This is a genomic window from Chromobacterium sp. IRSSSOUMB001 (genome assembly GCF_023507765.1).
In the GTDB taxonomy this organism is placed as follows: domain Bacteria; phylum Pseudomonadota; class Gammaproteobacteria; order Burkholderiales; family Chromobacteriaceae; genus Chromobacterium; species Chromobacterium haemolyticum.
In genome coordinates this window covers 73,228-92,550 of sequence record NZ_JALCYU010000006.1, presented here as the reverse complement: position 1 = coordinate 92,550, position 19,323 = coordinate 73,228, and the positions used below count along the sequence as shown (strand labels likewise).

Sequence of the window (19,323 nt, the reverse complement as noted above, 5' to 3'; positions counted from 1 at the left end):
ATGCCGGTTTCCGCCCCCGCGCGTCAAGCCCGGCATGCACGCTCACGCCTTGTCGACGGCCAAGCCCGTCGCGGACGGCCCCGTCCTCTTCAGCCGGAAACCCAGCCACAGCGCCAGCAACCAGGCCGGCAACACATACACCGACACCGCAATGCCCGGCGTGAACAACATCACGCCCAGAATCATCAGCATGAAGGCCAGACACAGCCAGTTGGCGAACGGATGCCACAGGGAGGCGAACACCAGCTTGCGGCCGCCCTGGGCGCGGCGGAACTTCAAATGCGTGAAGCTGATCATCGCCCAGTTGATCACCAGCGCGGTGACCACCAGCGACATCAACAGCGCCAGCGCGCCGTTGGGCAGCAGGTAATTGAGCACCACGCCGGCGAAAGTCGCCAGCGCCGAGAACAAAGTGGCGTTGACCGGCACCCCCCGCTTGTCCAGCTTGGCCATGCGCGTGGGCGCATTGCCCTGCTGAGCCAGGCTGAACAACATGCGGCTGGTGGCGTAGACGCCGCCGTTGTACACCGACAAGGCTGCGGTCAGCACCACGAAATTAAGCCCGTGCGCGGCGAAACCAGCCCCGATCTGCTCAAAAATCATCACAAAGGGGCTGCCGCCGGCAGCCACCTTGCTCCACGGATACAAAGACAGCAGCACCAACAGCGAGCCGATGTAAAAAATCAGCACGCGGTAGATCACCTGATTCACCGCCTTGGGGATAGTTTTCTGCGGGTCCTGGGTCTCCGCCGCCGCCATGCCTATCAGTTCCAGGCCGCCAAAGGAGAACATGATCACCGCCATCGTCATGAACAGGCCTCCGACGCCGTGCGGGAAGAAGCCGCCATCGCGCCACAGATTGCTCACCGAGGCCTGCGGACCGCCGTTTCCGGACAAGAGCAGATAGCCGCCGAACACGATCATCGCGATGACCGCGCCCACCTTGATCAGCGCGAACCAGAACTCCGTCTCGCCGTAATATTTGACGCTGCTCAGATTGACGCCGGTGATCACCGTGAAGAAGACCAGCGCGGTGACCCAAGTGGGCACATCCGGCCACCAGTAGCGCACGTATTCGCCGGCGGCCGTCAGTTCGGCCATGCCGGCCAGCACATACAGCGCCCAGTAATTCCAGCCGGACAGGAAGGCGGGAAACTTGCCCCAGTAGCGATCGGCGAAATGGCTGAGCGAGCCGGCCACCGGCTCCTCGACCAACATCTCGCCCAATTGGCGCATGATCAGGAAAATGATGAAGCCGGCGACGGCGTAGCCGAGAATCATCGCCGGTCCGGCCGCTTTCAACACGCTGGCCGAGCCCAGGAAGAGACCAGTGCCGATCGCGCCGCCCAGCGCGATCAACTGAATATGGCGGTTTTTCAGCTCGCGCTTCAAACCGGTGGAAGTGGGGGTAACGCTCACTTTGGCGCCTCCTGCTGATTGAGTGAATGGAACGGTATTGCTTCATCAATGCAGCAAGGCCCTTACCACTCAAAATTGGACAATAAGTCCAACAAAACCAGCAAGACATCCCTATTACATACATCAACTTCAAACAAACCACGACCAGATTAAACAAAACAAGACATAAGGTCAAAAAGCATTTCACTGCATTTAGCAAAGAATTGCCGACCAATGCTATAGCTTCAAATTATCGGACACTTTGTCCAAAAACATTTCAATGTCGGAGAAACCGGCGTAAAAGAGCAGGGCCGCCTGCTGAGGCGGCCCTGCCGATTACGGTCTCGCCAGAGCGGCGACCGATGAAGTCATCCTCAAGGCGTTTGACGCGCGGGCTCCGCCGCCGGTGTGCCCTTGGCGCGATAACCCACCCACAACAGCCCCAACCATATCGGCAACACATAGACCGATACCGCGGCACCCGGCGTCAGCAGCAGGATCAGCAAAATCATCGCCATGAAGGCCAGGCAGACCCAGTTGGTCAGCGGGAACCAGAAGGATTTGAACACCAGCTGTTCGCCGGCCTCGATCTTGGCGCGACGGAACTTCAAGTGCGTCAGACTGATCATCGCCCAGTTGGTCACCAAGGCGGCCACCACCAGCGACATCAAGATGCCCAATGCCTCGCCCGGCAACACATAGTTGAGGATCACGCAGGCGAAAGTCGCCGCCGCCGAAACCAGGATCGCCATCACCGGCACGCCGCGCTTGTCCACCTGCATCAAGGCCTTGGGCGCATTGCCTTGCTTGGCCAGCCCGTACAGCATGCGGCTATTGGCGTAGACGCTGCTGTTGTACACCGACAGCGCCGCGGTCAACACCACAAAGTTAAGCAGGTTGGCGGTGAGGCCGGAGCCAATCTGCTGGAAAATCATCACGAAAGGGCTGCCGCCGGACGCCACCTTGCTCCACGGATACAAGGACAGCAGCACCACCAGCGAACCGATGTAGAAGATCAGGATACGGTAAATCACCTGATTCACCGCCTTGGGGATGGTGGTGCGCGGATTGTCCGCCTCAGCCGCGGTCAAGCCAATCAGCTCCAAGCCGCCGAAGGAGAACATGATCACCGCCATCATCATGAACAAGCCGCCAAAGCCGTGCGGGAAGAAGCCGCCGTCGCTCCACAAATTGCTCACCGAGGCCTGCGGACCGCCGGTGCCCGTCAGCAGCAGATAGCCGCCAAACAGAATCATCGCGATCACCGCCACCACCTTGATCAAGGCGAACCAAAACTCCGCTTCGCCGTAAACTTTGACGTTGGCCAGGTTGATGCCGTTGATACAGACGAAGAACACCAGCGCTGACACCCAGGTCGGCACATGGGGCCACCAGTACTGGACATAGGCGCCTACGGCGGTGAGCTCGGCCATGCTGACCAGGATGTACAACACCCAGTAGTTCCAGCCGGACAGGAAGCCGGCGAAATCGCCCCAGTAACGATAAGCGAAGTGGCTGAACGAGCCGGCCACCGGCTCCTGTGCCACCATTTCGCCCAGTTGGCGCATGATCATGAAGGCGATCAGGCCGGCGATGGCGTAGCCCAGAATCATCGACGGGCCGGCGGCTTTCAGCACGCTGGCCGAACCGAGGAACAGGCCGGTGCCGACCGCGCCGCCCAGCGCGATCAATTGTATGTGGCGGTTTTTCAAGCCGCGTTTCAAACCGGCTTCGGTGGAGATATCAGTCAAGGCTGCCCCCTCAAATCATCATTTTCCAGCAACATTAATACCAACAGCATGACAATTCAGGCAAGCCGCGTCGTTCCTGTTGCAAACATCGACAAGCTGAACATTAAGCACCTAAGCGCAGACTGAGTCAAACGACGACATTGGATTTTTATGCCTCGATCACGTCATATATTGAATACAATGAAATTAAATTCGATTATTTAAACAAATACTTTGCTCAAATTGCTCAACAAGCTACAGACTACTGCAAATTTCTGCCACGCTCCCTCTCCTCCGTCCGTATCAGTACAATGACACATAAGCAAGCGTTTGCTTGCCGATATCTTGATTTAAATCAAACCGCTATCGATAGTCACCCCCCGTCCTCGCTCCCGTAAACGCTAACGACTCGCCACTTTTAGTAACAAATGGAAAACATTTAATTTGCAACTGTCTGCCACCATAAAGTGTCTGAATTTCATCTCACTCATCATGATTACGGCCGCATAGACGGCCTGCTTTTTGGAGACGAACCATGAAACAATCCTTGTTGATCGCCAGCGTGCTGGGCGGCGGCATTGCCCTTGGCGGCCTGGGCGTAGCCGGCTATCAGGCCGTGAAATCCAACCCGCAAACCGCGACCGCGCCTCAGCAAACCGCCAGCGCGCCGGCCGCAGCATCCGCCGCCGCGGTTCTGCCGCCCACGGTGGCCTCCGCTCCGGTTACCGTCGCGGCGGCCGCGCCGGCCGCCGCTCAAACGGCTCAAGCCGTTGCGAAGCCCACCGAACCAAGCGCGCCGGCCAAGCCGGCGGCGCCGGTTCACGCCACGCATGCCCGCATTCTGGCGGTGACGCCAATCAAGGAAACCGTCAATGCGCCCAAGCAGGTCTGCCATCAGCAGCAAGTGACTCACCAGGCGCCGGTGCAGGATGAAAACCGCATCGCCGGCTCCGTGATAGGCGGCGTACTCGGGGGCGTGCTGGGCAATCAAGTGGGCGGCGGCAACGGCAAGAAGGCCGCCACCGTGATTGGCGCATTGGCCGGCGGTCTGGCTGGCAACAAGGTGCAGGAAGGCATGCAGCAACGCGATCAGGTCAACAGCACCCAGACTATTTGCAATGAAGTGAACGAAAGCAGCGAGAAGGTCGTCGGCTACGACGTCAAATACTCGCTTGACGGCAAGACCGGCACCGTACGCATGGATCGCAAGCCCAAGGGTAAAACCTTGCCGGCCAAGAACGGCAAGGTGCTGGTTTAGAACGGCTAAAATCCTGATGCTGCGTTGCACCGACTTGCCGCGCGACTTGCTTCAGCCGTAAAAGCTGAATTTTTTGGTCGCGCTTAACCCCCTAAGCCTTGCCACGCAAAAGCGGACCTCCCGGTCCGCTTTTTTCATACCCTCAGGGCCTGTTCAAAGTCTCGCGCGCTAAAGTGAAGCAAGGCGCTGCCGCAGCGAAGCCCGCTTTGCTCAATACGGTATACGAGCATTTCGAAACCGATACGCATCGCGCAATGTCACCACCGACGCGGAGGCCGATTGCAAACAGGTTCTCAGCGCCAACGCGCAGCAACCGCCTCCGCCTCTTCTGGCGGGCCGAACAAGACCGTCCAACGGTCTTTCCAGTTGGGCGCGCGCCAGGCTTCGCGCAGCATGTCGCGCCATTCCACCACGCTGACCCACAGCGGATTGAAGCTGTTCACCGGCTTGACCGTGCCGTAGTCGCAAGGATCGTCGGCGCTCTCTTCGACATAGGTGCCGAACAGGCGGTCCCAGACCACCAGTACGCCTGCGTAGTTGTGGTCGATGTAGCGCGGATTCTTGGCATGATGGCCGCGATGGATGGACGGGGTGTTGAGCACGTACTCCAGCCAGCCCAGTTTGGGGCAGGCCTGGGTATGCACAAAGAACTGGAACGCCAGGTTCAGCAACACCACGCCCACCACCTGCTCCGGCGGGAAACCCAGCCAGGCCAGCGGCAGCCAGAACGCCCACATGCCGGCCAATGGATACATCAGGCTTTGACGGAAGGCGGTGGTGAAATTCATGCGGGTGGAGCTGTGATGAACGCTGTGCGCCGCCCACAGCCAGCGCACGCGATGACTGACGCGGTGGAACCAGTAGTAGAGAAAATCCTGGCCTATGAACAACAGCAGGAAGCTGAGCCAGGAATCGGAAAACTGAAACAAGCGGTGCTGCTGATAAATCCATGCGTACAAGGGCAGCACCAGCACCCAGGCCAGCTTGTCCGCGCCCTGATGCAACAAACCCAAACAGGCGCAGCACACCGAGTCCCGCCAGTCGTAAAGGCTGAGCCGGCCCTGCCGGCGCAGATGCCACAACTCGCCGGCCACGAAGGCCAGAAACACCGGCGCCATCGCCAGCAGCAGCAGCTGAATGTCAAACTTCATCACCGCCTCCCGCTTGGGAACTGTGTCCACGCGCTAACGCAAACACTTGATTGGAGTTTGAGCTCTATAATTACTCAAACGCCGAATGCCGGCAAGCGGATCAGCCCTGTCCTGCGGTCTACCCTACTGCTGCTGACGCGCGCGGAACGCGGTCAAGGCCGCCTCCCTCTCGCTCCAGGTCCGGTTCACGCTCCTGCGTCCGGACAGACGCTGCAGATAAGCCTCGCGGTCGGGAAAACCGGCGGTGATGTCTTCGCCCAGCAAGGCTTTGCTCATCTGCTCCAGCGCCGGCAGGATGCAGGCGGCGCTGATGTCGGCGCTGCTGAAATCTTCGCCACAGGCCCAAGGCCCGTAATCCAGCAACTGCGCGCAGGCCGCCACGCCTCGCGTGACCTGCTGGCGAGCGGCTTCAATGGCGCCGGCTTCCAGCGGGCTGCCGAACAGCCAATGGCGGTATAGCGGCAGCGCCGGCATCAACACGTACAAATCCAGCATTGCGCTCAGTTGGCGCGCGTGAGCGCGGCCGTTCGGCGTAGGCGGCAGCAAGGAGGCGGTGGGATAAGCGTCCTCCAGCCACTCCAGGATCACCGATGACTCCGCCATGGCGTGGCCGCCCACTTCGACAAAAGGAATCTTGCCCATCGGGCTCTTCGCCAGCAGTTCTTCCTGCTGCGAAGGGGCGGTGAGGATTTCTTGGAAGTTGACGCCCTTTTCCAGCAAGGCGATTTTGACCTTGTTGTAATAAGGGGACAGCGCAGCGCCGTAAAGCTTGATCATTCAGGTCTCCAGGCAGGCCGTGCCTGCGGTTGCTGATGGAAGACGGCCGGCCATGCTGCGATGCAGGACCAGCCCGGCAGCATTATGCCATTACTTATTCATGGCAATGGCTTTTTGCTGCAGCAACTGCCGGATCTGGGGCAGCGCCGCCTGCGCGGCGCGCTCACCTTCCAGAATAGCCTGATGACGCGCGTCGAATTGAGCGGACCCGATATTCTGCACTTGCGGGCGGATCACCACGTCGGCCTGCTTCAGCTCCTGCGCCAGCGCCGGTCCGTTCATGATGTTCAGGCTTTGGTCCAGCATGGACAGAAAGCCGGTGGCGGCGCCCTTGCGCGGCCGCGCCGAGATATCGACGGCGATGACGAAGTCCGCGCCCATCTCGCGCGCGGCGCTGACCGGCACCGGGCTGACCAGGCCGCCGTCCACATAACTCTTGTTGCCTATCTTCACCGGCAGGAACACATTGGGAATGCTGGCAGAGGCGCGCACGGCCTGGCCGGTGTTGCCCAGACGGAACACTACTTTGCGGCCGCTGTCCAGTTCGGTGGCCACCGCGCCGAACGGGCGCGGCAGTTGTTCCATGGTCTTGTTGGCCACCTGAGCGTTGATCCAATTCTGTAGTTTCTCGCCCTTGATCACGCCCTTGCTGGACAAGGTCCAGTCGGTGAGATTGGATTCGTCCAATTGAATCGCCCGGCTTTGCAACTGCATGCCGCTGAGACCGGATGCGTACAGGCTGCCGACCACGCTGCCGGCGCTGGTGCCGGTCACCAGGTCCGGCGTGAGGCCGGCGGCTTCCAACACCTTGATCACGCCGACGTGGGCGAAGCCCTTGGCCGCGCCGCCGCCCAGCGCCAAGCCTATCTTGGGCTTCAGCGCCGGCTTGGGCGCCACCGCAGCGGGAGGGGAAGACAAGCTGGTGCAAGCCGACAGCAGCGCGGCCATGCCCGCCAACAGCCAGGGGCGGAGTGTGTGTTTACTCATCATGATTTCATCGGGCTTTCAGGCATCGGCGGTGGTCGGAACCGCCCCAACGGACGCGCAATCCAGCATCATGTAATTCAGATGCCGCGCGCCCTCCAATTCGAAATGGCATTCGCCGTGAACGGTCATGCCTAGCCGGCGGTAGAACGCGATCGCGCGCTCGTTGCGGTGCCACACCGTCAACCACAAACGCGGTTGTCCGGGAAGATCGAGCGCCCATCGCCGCGCCGCTTCCAGCAAACGTCGGCCCAGGCCTTCCCCGGTTCGGCTCTCCACCAGGTAAAGCCGGAGCATTTCCACGGTGGGGAAATCGCAGCCTCGGCATGGGCTGTCCAGCTTCATCAGCGCATAGCCAAGCAAAAATCCATCTTGCTCCATCGCCAGCAGATGATGCGAGGGGCTGGCGATCAGCGCCTCGAAATTGACCGGCGTGAATTCGTTCAGCACATAGTCGGCCATGTCCCGGCGGACGCCGTCGGTCACGTAGGTGCTCAGCCACACTTGAATCGACAAGGCGGCCAGGCAAGCGGCGTCTGCCTGCGTCGCCGAGCGGATGATCGGCATCCTTATTCCGGCCGTTTCTTGACGAACTCGATCACCTGGCGGCCGTCGTCGCTGAACTTGGCCAGTTTCTTGTCGCCGCCCTTCCAGGCATGGCCATACACCACCTCGTAGGTGGCCGGCAGCTTGCCGTCGCGGCGCAGATCCTCATACGCCGCCTCCACCCGCTGCCAGGCGTGCTTGCCCATCAGGCCGCGGCCGCGGCCGCTAGTGGCGTTGTGCGCGCCGATGGCTTTCAGGTCCGCCATCACCTCGCGGGCGCGGCCATAGGTCAACACGATTTTTTCCATGTCCATCACCGGCTCGGCGAAACCGGCGCGCATCAGCGCGTCGCCCAGATCGTGCATGTCGATGAATTGGTTGACGTGGGTGGCGCGGTCCACTCCGGCAAAGGCGCCCCGCAGTTCATGCAGGGTGTCCGGGCCCAGGGTGGAAAACATCAGCATGCCTTCGGGCTTCAACACGCGGCGGAATTCGGCGAACACGCTATCCGGCACGTTGACCCACTGGATGGTGAGGCTGGACCAGATCATATCCACGCTGGCGTCCGCCAGCGGCAAGCGCTCGACGTCGGCCACAACCTGCCACGGCAGGCTGGGGCGAAACAGTTTCTTCAACAAGCCGTCGCCGCTCTGCTGCTTGGCGCGGGAGGCTTGCAGCATCGCCTGGGCCAGGTCCAGCTCCACCACGCGCGCATCTGGATAACGGGCGCGTAGTTGGGCCGAGCCGTAACCAGTGCCGGCGCCGGCGTCCAGCACCACTTGCGGCTGAAACTTGATGTAATCCAGCCGCTCGGACATCCGATCGGAGACTTCGCGCTGCAAGACCGCGGCGGAGTCGTAACTGGCGGCGGCCTTCTCGAACGAGGCGCGCACGCGCGCCTTGTCGGTGTAAAACGCTTCAGTCATGCATGGGTTTCCAAATGCTGGGCAAGCGCGGCGACGAATTCGGCTTCGTGCGACAGAAACGGCGCGTGCGACGCTTGCGGAAATTCATAAAGCCGGGCATCGCCCAGCGCGTCGGCCAGCCAACGGCCGGCGCCTATCGGCGTGATGGCGTCGCGGGCGCCGTAGAACAGGCCCACCGGGCATTGAATGCGGCCGGCCAGCGCGCGCGCGTCGGCCATAAGCAGCAGCTCCAGCGCCGGCAGCAAGCCTTGCGGCCGGCCATGGGCGAACAAGTCCGCGCGCAAGGCCTTCAGCGTGTCGCGCGCGGAGGGAGCGCCCATCATCTGCAAAGCCAGGAAACGTTCCAGCGTCTGCTCGAAGGCGCCGTCCAGACTGGCGGCCACGGCTTCAATGGACTTGCGCTCCTGCGCGTGCGGCCAGCCTTCCTCGCGCACAAAGCGCGGGCTGGTCGCCACCAAGGCCAGGCTCTTGATCTTGTCGGGATGGCGGGCCGCCCAATGCTGGGCGATCAAGCCGCCCAGCGACCAGCCCACCAATTGCAGCGGCAAGGGAAAAGCCTGATCCAACAGATCGGCCACCGCGTCGGCGTCGAAGGAGGCCAATGGGGCGGACGCGCCGTGACCGGGCAGATCGACCAGGTGCACGCAATGACGGGCAGCCAATTGCGCCGCCACGCGGCTGAACACGCCGCCATGCAAGCCCCAACCGTGCAGCAGGACTACGTCCGGGCCTTGACCCAGCGTTTCAACAAACAGACTCATGGACGACCAGATGGGGTGAAACCTTCATTTTCGCAAGATCGCGATGCGAAAGAAACCACCTAGTCCGGCATCTTCGTCATGAACCTTGCTTAAACGACAGGCCGCCAGGATATCCTCCAGCCGGCGGTTGATGTCGGTGGCGATCACGCGCGACAGCAGATTGCCGGCGCTGCGCAACAAAGACGGCCGCCGGCCGTCTGGCAGGAATTTATCGAACACCGCCGCCCGGCCGCCAGGCTTGAGCACGCGCTCCACTTCGCGGATGCAAGCTTGCGGGTCCGGCACCACCGCCAGCGCCAAATGCAGCACCACCGCGTCGAAGCTGGCGTCGGGGAAATCCATCGCCTGCGCGTCCATCACCCTGGCGTTCACCGCCATGCCCAGGGCCTCCGCGTGAGCGCTCAGCCGCGCCAGCATGCCGTCCGAGATGTCGATGGCGGCCACATGGCGGCAGCGCACCATAAAGTCCAGATCCAAGCCGGTGCCGGCGGCCACCAACAGGATGCGTTCCTCTGGCTGCGGATTGAGCAGGGCGATGGAACGGCGACGGCGCGCGGCGAAAGCCTGCGCTACCCTGTCGTAGACCGGCGCGTACAGATTGTAGCGCCAGCGGTTGAATGCCTGCGGCCAGCGCCGCCATCCGCTAGCGCTCACCTTGGAACTCCTTGCGGAAGCGAGCCAGCCGCTCCCAGTCCACGCCCTGAGCCGGCGCCGGAGCCGCGAAGTAAAAGCCCTGCAGTTTGCCGCAGCCCATCTTTTTGAGCATGGCCAGTTGAGCGGCCGTTTCCACGCCTTCGGCCACCACCTCCAGATCCAAGGCCTTGGCCAACGCCAGAATAGCCCGCACAATGGCCGCCGATTCCTGAGTGCGGTCCAGGTCGAACACGAAGGACTGGTCTATTTTCAGCACGTCGAAGCGATAGCGGTGCAGATAGGACAGCGCCGAATAACCGGTGCCGAAGTCGTCCAACGCCAGCCTCACTCCCAGTTCATGCAGCGCGTGCATCACGGTAGCGGCGATTTCCGGCTGATCGATCAGCGCGCTTTCGGTGATTTCCAGATGCAGCGTCGCCGGCGGCAGCCGGTAATGCCGAATGCGCTCGCCTATCCAGGCCGCCAGTTCCGGATCGTGGAAATGGGCCGACGACAGATTGATGTGCAGGGCCACCTCCGGCCCCACCCGGCCCTGAGCGCGCCACGCGCTCAATTGAGCGCAGGCGGCGTTCAACATATAGCGGTCCAGACGGGTAATCAGCCCGCTTTCCTCCGCGATGGGCAGGAACAAGCCGGGCGAAATCAGACCGCGCTGCGGATGCTGCCAGCGGGCCAAAGCTTCAAAGCCGACCAGTTCGCCGCTGTCGCCTTCGATGAAGGGCTGGAAATACGGCAGTAGCTGCCCCTCTTCCTCCAGCGCGCGCCGCAGTTCGCTCTCCAGCGCCAACTGGTCCGCCTGGTTGATGCGCAACTCATGGTTGAACAAGGTATAACCCTGCCGCCCCTGCTGCTTGGTGCAATACATCGCGTGGTCCGCGTCGCGCAGCAGGTCGTCGGCCTTGTGGTAATGCTCGTGGTCCGCCAGCACCACGCCTACGCTGGCGGTGGAAAACACCTCCCGCCCGGCCAGGATCACCGGCCGCTCGAACTCGCTGACGATGCGCTGCGCGATGCGCTCGCAGTCGCCGCCGCCGTCCATGCCGAACATCAACACCGCGAACTCGTCGCCGCCCAGCCGCGCCAGAAAATCGTAATGGCGCAAGCAGGAACGGATGCGCGCGCCGGCCTCGAACAGCAGGTGGTCGCCGGCCAGATGACCCAAGGTGTCGTTGACCAGCTTGAAGCGATCCAGATCGATGAACAGCACCGCAAAGCGCTCGCCTCCGCCATGCGAATACGTCTCCCAGGCCCGGCGCAAGGCCTTGGAAAAATAACTGCGGTTGGGCAGCTTGGTTAGCGGATCGTGCAGGCTGTCGAACTCCAGCTGGGCGTTGACCGCGTCCAGTTCGCTGGTGCGCTCGCGCACCCGCTGCTCCAGCTCCACGTAAGCGGTTTGCAGGCTCTCCAGCGCCTTGACCCGGGTCAGCGCCGCCCCGATATGGTTGGCGACGAACTCCAGCACTTCTTGATCGCGGAAGTTGTAGACCACGTCCTCTTCATAGCTTTGCACCGCCAGCACGCCCAGGAGATCGGTGCCGCAATACAAGGGCACGCCCAGCCAGCTCTTGGGCCGGGGCAGCTCCTCATCAGCCTCGGGCTGGCGGTTCTGCTGCGAATAGGGATCAATCAGCAAAGGCCGTCCGCTGTGCAGCACCTGTTCGACAAAGCCCTTGCCGGGCCGATGCGGCTTGAGCGGCGGTGCGTATTCGTCGGCGCAGTAGGGGAAGCTGATGCAATCCTCGGCCTGATCGTACAAAGCCACCAGACAATTGCGCGCCGGCACCATTTCGGCCAGCAGCCGGTGCAAACCGCCGAGAAAAGCTTCCAGCGACAAGCTGGTATTGGACAACTCCGCGATACGGAACAAGGCGCCCTGGAAACGCTCGGCGCGCTTGCGTTCGGCCACCTCCGCGCGCAATCGCGCGTTGGCGCCTTCGAGCTCGCTGGTGCGCAGCCAAACCTGGCGCTCCAACTGGCTGCGATGCAACACCCGCTCCAGCACAAAACCGACATGGCGGGCGGCGAACAGAAACAACTGCTGCTCGGCCGAAGTCAGCGGCGTTTGATCCTCGTACAGCTGCAACACCACTGCGCCGATCACATGGCCGCCGGCATTGGCCAGCGGCGCGCCCATCCAACTAGCCGGCAGCAGTCCCTGCCGGCTCAGCCCCTCCTGCTGGCACACTTCCAGCAGGCGCTCCCGGCTCAGCACCACCGGCTTGCCCCCGCGGATCAACCAGGCAGTCAAGGACTGGGCGTGGCCGGCCAGCGGAAAAATGGCGTCGCTGGCGGGCGGAGCGGGATCGCGTTGGTCTATGTAGAAAGGAAAGTGGATGACCTGGGCTTCATCGTCGTACAGCGCGATGTAGAAGTTGCTGGCGTCCATCAACCGCATCATCTGGCGGTGCAGGCCGGGCAGAACCTGATCGATGGTGCCGCACTCTTCGGCCAACTGCGAAATATCGAACAAGGCTTCATTGGCTTCTCGCGCGGCCACCTGCTCCGCGCCCAGCCGCGCGCACAGCAGATGGGCGCACAGCAAGGCGGCGGACGGGTTCAGCGCCGGCCCGGCGTCCCCGCGCCACACCAACCATCCCAGCACCTGCTCCCCGGCTCGCAAGGGCATCGCCTCACAGCCCGCGTCCAACCGGCCTCCGCCCTCCAGCGTCTCCGCGCTGGGCAAAGCGTCGGCGGCGCCCAAGGCCGCCAAGAGCTGCCAGGCCGCCCCCAGCTGACGCCAGACCGCGGCAACGCGCACCCCTCCCTGCTCTTGCAGCAGAGACAGCGCCATTGCGGCGGCCTGCTCTGGCGTCGCCAGATATTCAGCCATGCTCTTCATGTGATTATCGTAGTATGAGTTAGCTGGAAAATCCGGCCATGCCGGTGCGCCCCTCCCCATGGGCGCGCCGGCTCAGGACGCCGCGGCGCGCTGAATACAGGACAGCAGGCGCTGCAAGTGTTCCGGCTGATGCATGGCCGACAAAGACAGACGCAAGCGCGCCGTCCCGGCCGCTACCGTGGGCGGGCGAATCGCCGGCACCCACAAGCCCTGGTCGCGCAGACGGGCGGCCAGGGCCAACGCCTGTTCTTCGCCGCCTATGATAAGTGGCTGAATCGGCGTTCGGGAAGCCCCTACGGAGTATTTGAATTCAGATAGTCCGGATTTGACGGTTTCTATCGATTCCCGCAGCCGCGCACGTCGCTCGTCCGCCTCTGCAATCAAACGCAGACTAGCCAGAATCGCACAGGCCAACGCCGGCGGCTGAGAGGTGGTGTAAATATAGCTGCGCGCGGAATTGATCAGCCACTCCACCAAGTCCGTCCCGCCGGAGATGAAGGCGCCGGCCACGCCGGCGGCCTTGCCCAAGGTCGCCATGTAAATCAAGCGCGGGCTGGACAACCCATGCTCGGCCAGCGCGCCGCGGCCATCGCCCAACACACCGAAGCCATGGGCGTCGTCCACATACAGCCAGGCGTCATAGCGCTCGGCCAAGGCCAGCAACGCCGACAGCGGGGCTTCATCGCCGTCCATGCTGTACACCGACTCCACCGCGATCAGTTTAGAGCGCGCCTTGGACTCCGCCAGCAAACGCTCCAGCTGCGCCAGGTCGTTGTGATGAAAGCGCTTGAACTCGGCGCGGCTCAGTCTACAGGCGTCGTTCAACGAGGCATGGTTCAGCCGGTCGGCGAACACCGCGTCGCCGCGGTCCAGCAAACTGCTGACAATCGCCAGATTGGCCGCGTAGCCGGAGCCAAACAATAATGCCGCAGGCTGGCCGACGAATTCCGCCAACGCCTCCTCGGCCTGCTGTTGCACGCTGAAGTGACCGGCCAGCAAATGCGAGGAGCCGCCGCCCACCCCCCAACGTTCAAGACCCTGCTGCGCGGCGCGCACCAGAACCGGGTGATCGGCTAATCCAAGGTAATCGTTGCTGGCGAAAGAGACATAGGAACGCCCGTCCACCACCACTTCGACCCCTTGAGGGCTGTCGATGACCGCGCGTTGGCGACGGCAATGGGTGGCGGAAAGGTCCAGCAGGGCGGCAGGCAGGTCTTGAAGGCGCATATCGGCTCGAAATATCCCGTGAAAAGGGCTTGGCCGGAACCAGCCTCGCCGGCCGCCCAAGCTATTCCTTATATATACATTTTTTACATCGCCCGCGAATCCGCCGCCCAATCCGTTCAAAGCGGCGTCAGATCAAGCTTTTCCAGCAGCTGCCGGTCGGCATCCACCTCGGGGTTGCCGGTTGTCAAGAGCTTGTCGCCGTAAAAGATGGAATTGGCCCCGGCAAGGAAGCACAAAGCCTGCGTGGACTCATCCATTTCGCGGCGTCCGGCGGACAATCGCACATAGGTTTTGGGCATCACGATGCGGGCCACCGCGATGGTGCGCACAAACTCGGTCCAGTCCAGCGGCTCGGCGCCTTCCAGCGGCGTGCCCTCTACCTTGACCAGCTTGTTGATAGGCACCGATTCCGGTTGCGGCTCAAGATTCGCTAGCTGTGCAATCAGACCTGCGCGATCGTTGCGGGTTTCATTCATGCCAACAATACCACCACAGCACACCGATAGACCCGCGCTGCGTACTTTTCCCAAAGTGTCGAGGCGATCTTCATAGTCCCGCGTGGCAATGATATCGGAATATTTATCCGGTGAGGTATCCAGATTGTGATTGTAATAATCCAGGCCCGCCGCCTTCAGTTTTTCCGCCTGTCCTCCCTTCAGCAAACCAAAGGTGGCGCAGGTTTCCAGACCCAAGGCTTTGACTTCCTTGACCATTTCCAACGTCTTCTCCAAGTCCGCGTCCTTAGGGCCGCGCCAGGCCGCGCCCATGCAAAAGCGGCTGGCGCCGTTGGCCTTGGCCGAGCGCGCGGCGCTCAAGACCTCGTCCACCGTCAGCATCGGCTGGTTGGGCACCGGCGTGTCGTGATGCGTCGATTGCGGGCAGTAGCCGCAGTCCTCCGGACAGCCGCCGGTCTTGATGGAAATCAGCGTGGACAGTTGCACCTTGGTGGGGTCGAAGAACTGTCGATGAATCTCGGCCGCGCGGAACACCAGCTCCATGAAGGGCAAGGCCAGCAGAGTTTCGATTTCCGCCACAGTCCAGCTGGGTGATTCCGGGTGCGGGGTGGCGGAAGGCTTGAATTCAATAGCGGAAGAATGCATGGTCTATCCTGGCTGTGGTCACTGCCCAGCGATGGAAGACCTTGATCAGGCAAGGATAATTCCGGATTGCGCCGTCAGGACCGTCAGAGTGCCACGCCCGGCCGGGCGTGGGGCGAATCCGCGCATCTTGCTGGGGAGGGCGCCATGCTGTCAAACCTGAAAAGGTTCATATCTAACAAGTGCACAATATTTAATCAACCATGTTTGCTCTGCGGGGACTGGCGGGCAGACCGGGGCTTTTGCCAGGACTGCCGCCGGCAGTTGCCGGCTCTGCCGTCGGCGCAATGCGCGCGCTGCGCGGAGCCGCTGTCCGTCTCCGGCTTGTGCGGTCAGTGTCAGCGCCGGCCACCCGCCTTCGACGCGCTGTACGCGCCGTATTTGTTCGATTACCCACTCGCCGCGCTGATCCACGCCTTCAAATACGGAAAACAGCTGCAGATGGGCGCGGCCTTGGGTGGCTTGCTCGCTGATTTCGCCCTCCCGCTCAGCCCAAAATATCACCTCGTCATTCCTGTTCCACTGGCAAAAGAACGGCTGGCCGAGCGCGGTTTCAATCAAAGTCATGAGTTGGCAAAAGCATTCGCTGCTACAATGGCGAGCCGTTTAAGCGCCGAAGTTTGTTGGCGAAAATACAACACTCCGCCCCAAGCCTCTCTCGGACGCATCGAACGTCGGAAAAACCTCCGCCATGCTTTCGGCGTAAATTGCCGCTGTGACGGGCTTTCCATCGCCATTGTCGATGACGTCGCCACCAGCGGCGCCACCCTGTCGGCGCTGGCCGAAATTTTGAAAAAACAGGGGGCAAAACGGGTCGATGGCTGGGTGCTCGCCAGGGCCTTTTCTCCTAAAACTTGACCAAGATTTTGATTCTTTGGAACAATCCAGGCTGCCAACGATGTTCACTGTAATTCTTTTTCAGCCGGAAATACCGCCCAACACGGGCAATGTGATTCGTTTATGTGCCAACACCGGCTGTGAACTGCATCTGGTCAAGCCCATGGGCTTCCCTCTGGAGGATGCCAAACTGCGGCGCGCGGGACTCGATTACCACGAGTACGCTCGCGTTGTAGTTCATGAGGATTGGGCGGCTTGTCAAGAGACTTTGCGCGGACGGCGGATTTTCGCCGCCACCACCAAGGGCTCCGAGCGCCATGACCGGATTTCCTATCAACCTGGGGACGTTTTTTTGTTCGGTCCCGAATCCCGCGGTCTGCCGCCTGAAGTGCTGGAGTCTTTGCCTCCGCAGCAGAGGATTCGTTTGCCGATGCGTCCAGAATCAAGAAGTCTCAATCTTTCGAACGCGGTTGCGGTGACGGTGTTCGAGGCTTGGCGACAGCTAGATTTCTCAGGGGGAAGCTGAAGCGGTTCGCAGATCGGCCCAACAAGGGACTCTGAAAAACCTGGTCCGAGCGCTTGCTAGCAAGCGCGAAGCGCCGACGTTGAAGCGGCGCGCCGAGGTTTGCAGTGGTTCCGACAGCATAAGGGAGATCTATGCAATCAGTACTCCGATGGCTGTGGCTTGTGTTCGTCAGTCTCGTACTCGTGGCCTGTTCCACCGTGAAGACGGCCAGCGCCACCAACCAGTCGGCCTCCTCGTCGACCGGCAACAAGAAAACCGTTGCCAAGAATGGAGCTTATTTCCAGAACGATGGTCCCGCCGACCATATTCCGGTCAACCTGAACCTGGTGCCGGACGCCGTGCCGCAGGAAGAGCCGCTGATCAGATCAGCCAACCTGCCCTACACGGCTCTGGGGATGAGCTTCCGCCCCGACACGCGCGAGAAGCCCTATCAAGCCACGGGCCGCGCCTCTTGGTACGGCAAGCAGTTCCATGGCCGCAAAACGTCCTCCGGCGAGAAATACGATATGTTCGCCATGACCGCCGCCCATCCTACGCTGCCGATCCCGAGCTATGCCCGGGTCACCAATCTGAATAACGGCAAATCCGTGGTGGTGCGGGTCAATGACCGCGGCCCCTTCCACAAGAACCGCCTGATGGACCTTTCCTATGCGGCGGCCTATCGCCTGGGCTTCGTCAAGCAAGGCAGCGCCAAGATAGCCATCGAACGCGTGTGGCCGGACGCCGGCGGCGAGAACGTCGCCAGCACCCGTCCCGTCAGCACCGCGCGCCGAGCCGAAGACACGCCCAAGTATTTGCAACTGGGCAGCTTCTCCAAACTGGCCAACGCCGAGGCGATGGTGCAGAAAATGCTGGGCGAGATGGACGACAAGTACGAGTCCAAGCTCGGCATCGTGAACCAAGAAGGCATCTATAAAGTGCGCCTGGGGCCGTTCCGCTCCAGCGACGCGGTGCGCAACGCCGCCGAGAACCTGCACGTGGAAACCGTGGTCACCAGCCTGTAAACCGCAAGACCGCGTTCATGACAAAGGCGAAGGAGTCATCTCCTTCGCCTTTCTTGTTTCCGCCGCCGATAAAAAACCCCGGCAAGCTGCTGCCGGGGCAAGCCTGATCAATCCAGGCCCCGCTCAGGGAGGCAAGCGGGAGGTGTTGGCCACCTGCTTGTTTAGGTGCGGGCCTGTTCCTAAAGTTCCGGCGGCTCGGCCTCGTCCGAAGCCGGCGGTTCCATGTACTGGCCGAACCAGCCGTTCACCACCCGCTCCACGTCCTCTACCCCGCTTTTCTTCAGGCTGGAGAACATCTGCACGCTGACGTCCGGATAGTCATTCAGCTCGCGCTTGACCAGAGCCAGCACCTTGGATTGCTCCTGGCGCGACAGCTTGTCGGCTTTGGACAACAGGATGTGCACCGGCCGCCGGGTCACGCGGAAGAACTCCAGCATCTTGCGATCCAGCTCTTTCAAGGGATGGCGCGCGTCCATGATCAGCAGCAGGCCGATCAGGCTCTGGCGCGATTGCAGATAGCGTCCCAGCAGCTCCACCCAGTGCGCGCGCACCGCTTCCGGCACCTCGGCATAGCCATAACCGGGTAAATCGACTAGAAAACATTCGTTGCCCAGCTCAAAAAAATTGATGTGCTGGGTGCGGCCCGGCGTCTTGGACACCCGCGCCAGACGGGCGTGATTGGCCAGTGTGTTGATGGCGCTGGACTTGCCGGCGTTGGAGCGGCCCACGAAGGCGACCTCCGCGCGGGTGGGCGGCAAGTCCTTCATGTGGTTGACGGTGGTATAAAATCGGGCGTTTTGAAAAGTCGACATAGTAGTAAGGGTGAAATCAGTTGGTATAGAATAGCAGGTTTGAAATTGCCACTTTTACAGATATTTAGGGATAGCCCCTAAAGGAGCGACCATGAAACGTATGATGCTGTTGGCGATGGCGGCTGCAACCCTGGCCGGAAACGCGTTGGCGGCTACGCCGGTAGCCGTCAAGGCGGACCCGGTGAAGGCCAAACAGATCGTAGAAACGGTTTGCGCGGCTTGCCACGGCACTGACGGCAACAGCGTAGCCGCGGCCAACCCCACGCTGGCGGGTCAGAACGCGCACTATCTGTACACCCAGTTGAAGGCGTTCAAGGCGGGCGTGCGCAAGAACCCGACCATGCTGGGCATGGCCTCCACGCTGTCCGAAGACGATATGCGCAATGTCGCCGCCTACTACAGCGAGCAAAAGCCGAAGGACCGCGAGGCCTCCGACAAGACGCAAATGCCGCTGGGCGCCAAGATCTACCGCGTCGGCAACGCCGGCACCCAAGTCCCCGCCTGTATGTCCTGCCACGGCCCCGCCGGGAAGGGTCTGCCCGACCAGTACCCGCGTCTGGGCAGCCAGCACGCCGGCTACATCGTCAAGCAATTGCAAGACTTCAAGGCCGGTGCCGACCGCAAGAACGGCCCGATGCAGGACATCGCCAATCGCATGAGCGACGCCGAAATGAAGGCGGTGGCCGAGTACATTTCCGGCTTGCGCTAAGCGTTGAGCAGCCCGGCCGCCACCGGCCGAGCCTGACGGCCCCTCAGGGGCCGCCCCTGCGGGGGCTCCGCCGCCCGCGCTCCGGGG

18 protein-coding genes are annotated in these 19,323 nt (G+C 61.8%); 5 read left to right on the top strand and 13 right to left on the bottom strand.

Features of this window, described 5'->3' with window-relative positions:
* Nucleotides 1-42: 42 nt before the first annotated feature.
* On the bottom strand, nt 43-1,419 hold the full coding sequence (locus MOV80_RS09765) for an amino acid permease (protein WP_043592393.1): 1,377 nt from the start codon (nt 1,417-1,419) through the stop codon (nt 43-45).
* A 353-nt stretch (nt 1,420-1,772) separates the two neighbouring features.
* Complete coding sequence (locus tag MOV80_RS09760; RefSeq protein WP_052052110.1) at nt 1,773-3,149, bottom strand: amino acid permease; 1,377 nt, start codon at nt 3,147-3,149, stop codon at nt 1,773-1,775.
* 514 nt (nt 3,150-3,663) lie between these two features.
* Here MOV80_RS09760 and MOV80_RS09755 point away from each other — a divergent pair.
* On the top strand, nt 3,664-4,386 hold the full coding sequence (locus MOV80_RS09755; RefSeq protein WP_081574422.1) for a glycine zipper 2TM domain-containing protein: 723 nt from the start codon (nt 3,664-3,666) through the stop codon (nt 4,384-4,386).
* Nucleotides 4,387-4,679: 293 nt separating this feature from the next.
* Here MOV80_RS09755 and MOV80_RS09750 read toward each other — a convergent pair whose 3' ends face one another.
* From MOV80_RS09750 to bioB, 10 genes are all read right to left on the bottom strand, one after another.
* Nucleotides 4,680-5,537: a sterol desaturase family protein gene (locus MOV80_RS09750; protein ID WP_019101742.1), complete on the bottom strand. Its 858-nt coding sequence runs from the start codon at nt 5,535-5,537 to the stop codon at nt 4,680-4,682.
* 123 nt (nt 5,538-5,660) lie between these two features.
* Nucleotides 5,661-6,314: a glutathione S-transferase family protein gene (locus tag MOV80_RS09745; protein WP_118266356.1), complete on the bottom strand. Its 654-nt coding sequence runs from the start codon at nt 6,312-6,314 to the stop codon at nt 5,661-5,663.
* 90 nt (nt 6,315-6,404) lie between these two features.
* On the bottom strand, nt 6,405-7,304 hold the full coding sequence (locus tag MOV80_RS09740) for a patatin-like phospholipase family protein (RefSeq protein WP_107732973.1): 900 nt from the start codon (nt 7,302-7,304) through the stop codon (nt 6,405-6,407).
* A gap of 15 nt (nt 7,305-7,319) precedes the next feature.
* Nucleotides 7,320-7,865, bottom strand: coding sequence for a GNAT family N-acetyltransferase (locus MOV80_RS09735; RefSeq protein ID WP_019101745.1), 546 nt, complete (start codon nt 7,863-7,865; stop codon nt 7,320-7,322).
* A gap of 2 nt (nt 7,866-7,867) precedes the next feature.
* Nucleotides 7,868-8,770 carry a malonyl-ACP O-methyltransferase BioC gene (gene bioC / locus MOV80_RS09730; protein WP_019101746.1) on the bottom strand — a complete coding sequence of 301 codons (903 nt, stop codon included), beginning with the start codon at nt 8,768-8,770 and terminating at the stop codon, nt 7,868-7,870.
* Nucleotides 8,767-9,531: a pimeloyl-ACP methyl ester esterase BioH gene (bioH, locus tag MOV80_RS09725; protein WP_019101747.1), complete on the bottom strand. Its 765-nt coding sequence runs from the start codon at nt 9,529-9,531 to the stop codon at nt 8,767-8,769. The genes bioC and bioH overlap by 4 nt, the downstream gene beginning before the upstream one ends.
* Nucleotides 9,532-9,555: 24 nt before the next feature.
* Nucleotides 9,556-10,185, bottom strand: coding sequence for a class I SAM-dependent methyltransferase (locus MOV80_RS09720; protein WP_019101748.1), 630 nt, complete (start codon nt 10,183-10,185; stop codon nt 9,556-9,558).
* Nucleotides 10,175-13,024 carry an EAL domain-containing protein gene (locus MOV80_RS09715; RefSeq protein WP_083860640.1) on the bottom strand — a complete coding sequence of 950 codons (2,850 nt, stop codon included), beginning with the start codon at nt 13,022-13,024 and terminating at the stop codon, nt 10,175-10,177. Before MOV80_RS09715 ends, MOV80_RS09720 begins: the two co-directional genes overlap by 11 nt.
* Nucleotides 13,025-13,096: 72 nt before the next feature.
* Nucleotides 13,097-14,251 carry an 8-amino-7-oxononanoate synthase gene (gene bioF / locus MOV80_RS09710; protein WP_019101750.1) on the bottom strand — a complete coding sequence of 385 codons (1,155 nt, stop codon included), beginning with the start codon at nt 14,249-14,251 and terminating at the stop codon, nt 13,097-13,099.
* A gap of 116 nt (nt 14,252-14,367) precedes the next feature.
* The gene (bioB, locus tag MOV80_RS09705; RefSeq protein WP_043592400.1) at nt 14,368-15,351 is read right to left on the bottom strand and encodes a biotin synthase BioB; all 984 of its coding nucleotides are present in this window, start codon (nt 15,349-15,351) and stop codon (nt 14,368-14,370) included.
* Nucleotides 15,352-15,495: 144 nt separating this feature from the next.
* On the opposite strand from bioB, the gene MOV80_RS09700 reads away from it, so the two are divergent.
* The 3 genes from MOV80_RS09700 to MOV80_RS09690 all read left to right on the top strand — a co-directional run bounded on the left by MOV80_RS09700 (nt 15,496) and on the right by MOV80_RS09690 (nt 17,715).
* Nucleotides 15,496-16,206, top strand: a complete 711-nt coding sequence (locus MOV80_RS09700) for a ComF family protein (RefSeq protein ID WP_039755113.1) — start codon at nt 15,496-15,498, stop codon at nt 16,204-16,206.
* A 40-nt stretch (nt 16,207-16,246) separates the two neighbouring features.
* Entirely contained in the window at nt 16,247-16,711 is a 465-nt protein-coding gene (locus MOV80_RS09695) for a tRNA (cytidine(34)-2'-O)-methyltransferase (protein WP_081574427.1), read from the top strand.
* A 131-nt stretch (nt 16,712-16,842) separates the two neighbouring features.
* The gene (locus MOV80_RS09690) at nt 16,843-17,715 is read left to right on the top strand and encodes a septal ring lytic transglycosylase RlpA family protein (RefSeq protein WP_039755108.1); all 873 of its coding nucleotides are present in this window, start codon (nt 16,843-16,845) and stop codon (nt 17,713-17,715) included.
* 179 nt (nt 17,716-17,894) lie between these two features.
* On the opposite strand, the gene yihA is transcribed toward MOV80_RS09690, so the two are convergent.
* Entirely contained in the window at nt 17,895-18,527 is a 633-nt protein-coding gene (gene yihA / locus MOV80_RS09685; protein WP_039755109.1) for a ribosome biogenesis GTP-binding protein YihA/YsxC, read from the bottom strand.
* Between the two features lie 91 nt (nt 18,528-18,618).
* On the opposite strand from yihA, the gene MOV80_RS09680 reads away from it, so the two are divergent.
* Complete coding sequence (locus tag MOV80_RS09680; protein WP_039755110.1) at nt 18,619-19,236, top strand: c-type cytochrome; 618 nt, start codon at nt 18,619-18,621, stop codon at nt 19,234-19,236.
* The last annotated feature ends 87 nt before the right edge of the window (nt 19,237-19,323 follow it).

Coding starts and splice junctions, on each gene's coding strand:
- MOV80_RS09755 (WP_081574422.1), top strand. CDS start 3,664: ATGAAACAATCCTTGTTGATCGCCAGCGTGCTGGGCGGCGGCATTGCC.
- MOV80_RS09750 (WP_019101742.1), bottom strand. CDS start 5,537: ATGAAGTTTGACATTCAGCTGCTGCTGCTGGCGATGGCGCCGGTGTTT.
- MOV80_RS09745 (WP_118266356.1), bottom strand. CDS start 6,314: ATGATCAAGCTTTACGGCGCTGCGCTGTCCCCTTATTACAACAAGGTC.
- MOV80_RS09740 (WP_107732973.1), bottom strand. CDS start 7,304: ATGATGAGTAAACACACACTCCGCCCCTGGCTGTTGGCGGGCATGGCC.
- MOV80_RS09735 (WP_019101745.1), bottom strand. CDS start 7,865: ATGCCGATCATCCGCTCGGCGACGCAGGCAGACGCCGCTTGCCTGGCC.
- bioC (WP_019101746.1), bottom strand. CDS start 8,770: ATGACTGAAGCGTTTTACACCGACAAGGCGCGCGTGCGCGCCTCGTTC.
- bioH (WP_019101747.1), bottom strand. CDS start 9,531: ATGAGTCTGTTTGTTGAAACGCTGGGTCAAGGCCCGGACGTAGTCCTG.
- MOV80_RS09715 (WP_083860640.1), bottom strand. CDS start 13,024: ATGAAGAGCATGGCTGAATATCTGGCGACGCCAGAGCAGGCCGCCGCA.
- bioF (WP_019101750.1), bottom strand. CDS start 14,251: ATGCGCCTTCAAGACCTGCCTGCCGCCCTGCTGGACCTTTCCGCCACC.
- bioB (WP_043592400.1), bottom strand. CDS start 15,351: ATGCATTCTTCCGCTATTGAATTCAAGCCTTCCGCCACCCCGCACCCG.
- MOV80_RS09700 (WP_039755113.1), top strand. CDS start 15,496: ATGCTGTCAAACCTGAAAAGGTTCATATCTAACAAGTGCACAATATTT.
- MOV80_RS09695 (WP_081574427.1), top strand. CDS start 16,247: ATGTTCACTGTAATTCTTTTTCAGCCGGAAATACCGCCCAACACGGGC.
- MOV80_RS09690 (WP_039755108.1), top strand. CDS start 16,843: ATGCAATCAGTACTCCGATGGCTGTGGCTTGTGTTCGTCAGTCTCGTA.
- yihA (WP_039755109.1), bottom strand. CDS start 18,527: ATGTCGACTTTTCAAAACGCCCGATTTTATACCACCGTCAACCACATG.
- MOV80_RS09680 (WP_039755110.1), top strand. CDS start 18,619: ATGAAACGTATGATGCTGTTGGCGATGGCGGCTGCAACCCTGGCCGGA.